The 1,289-nt window shown below is 51.7% G+C and carries 3 protein-coding genes; all 3 read left to right on the top strand.

Going from position 1 to position 1,289, the window contains the following annotated elements:
• The first annotated feature begins 179 nt into the window (after positions 1-179).
• On the top strand, positions 180-470 hold the full coding sequence (locus HP552_RS00595; protein ID WP_175393848.1) for a hypothetical protein: 291 nt from the start codon (positions 180-182) through the stop codon (positions 468-470).
• 2 nt (positions 471-472) lie between these two features.
• Positions 473-1,036, top strand: coding sequence for a head-tail connector protein (locus HP552_RS00590; RefSeq protein WP_512698962.1), 564 nt, complete (start codon positions 473-475; stop codon positions 1,034-1,036).
• Positions 1,033-1,289, top strand: a 257-nt coding sequence (locus tag HP552_RS00585; protein WP_175393846.1) for a hypothetical protein, incomplete at its 3' end; no start/stop codon positions are given. The genes HP552_RS00590 and HP552_RS00585, both read left to right, overlap by 4 nt.

The following is a 1,289-nucleotide window of genomic DNA, read 5'->3' as shown; positions in this document are numbered from 1 at the left end:
TGCAAGCACCAAAGAAGGCGGCAGCGCCTTTACTCGTGACACAACAGACCTGAGAGCTATCATGCGTCAGGACATTAAAACATGGGACGCAGGCGCAGCGGTGTTTGGTCAGCTTGACGTTTCGGCAATCGTTTAAGGCGGTATAACCGCCTTTTAATCTTTTCTGGGAGGGAAAAACAATGGCTAAAGCAGCAGCGAAAACACAGAAATATCCCGTTTTAGAGGTTTTCCGAGATAAAGAAACCAAGAGGAAATACCCGGTTGGGTCCGTTTATGAGACAGACGACCAAGACCGCGCCGACTATCTCAGGGAGTTTGGATATCTTGGTAACCCTGAGACGGATGAACCAGATCCGGCCGTCAAAGCTGATACAGAAAAATCACCAGGTGATCCGGCGAAATCAGATGCTGATGAGCCTGATCCGGCTGCAACTGAAACCAAAACCGATGGCAAGGCGGATAAGGAATAGTCATGCTGGCGACCGTCAGCAGGCTAAAGAAGATGCTTTACATCCCGGACACAGATACCAGCCAGGACAATGAGTTAATGTTTGCCCTGGCTGCTGCGTCTGACGCCATTGAGGGCCACTGTAACCGCAAATTTGGAAAAAGATCTTACACGGAGCGCCGTAGCGGAACGAATTCCAAACATCTGGCCCTGCGGAATTTTCCGATCCATGAAATCACGGAAATCACGGGTCCGCATGGTCCAATTTTGGGGTACACGGAATTGGAGGATGGCATTCTGTTCCGGCAGGAAGGATGGCCGAAAGGAGAATATAACCTTGTGACCTCCTATATTGGCGGCTACGACCTTCCAAGTGACGACCCTACCGCTAACCCTCCCACACTCCCAAACACGCTGGAAATGGCCTGTCTGATGCTTGCTAAGATGATGCACACCGGGCAGTGGGGTAAAATATCAGAACGGATTGACGGGGAATACACCGCTACGTTCCAAACAGCGGAGCGGGAAAAGGACTTGCCTCCAGCCATCCAGGCGCTGTGCGACCGTCATGTTTGGAGGTTGGGATGATGTACAGGGATGCGGTTAAAATCATGCGTCAGGCTGACGATAGTGACCCGTGGGCGGGTGGTTCGGCAGGAAACATGTCGGAAACGTACCGAGCGAGGGTGACATTCGCAACTCAGCGCGTCATAGGGGAGAACGGGCAGGAGGTAACCAGTTCTGTCCATATTCGCATGCCTGGAAAGGTTCCAGTGGGATATGGGGATGAAGTGACTTTCAAGGAGCCGAACGGCAACGAGAAAACCAAGAAAATCATCTC

It is taken from the genome of Paenibacillus xylanilyticus (assembly GCF_013359935.1).
Taxonomy (GTDB): domain Bacteria; phylum Bacillota; class Bacilli; order Paenibacillales; family Paenibacillaceae; genus Paenibacillus; species Paenibacillus xylanilyticus.
The sequence above is the reverse complement of the archived record's forward strand: the minus strand, read 5'-3'. Positions and strand labels throughout refer to the sequence as shown.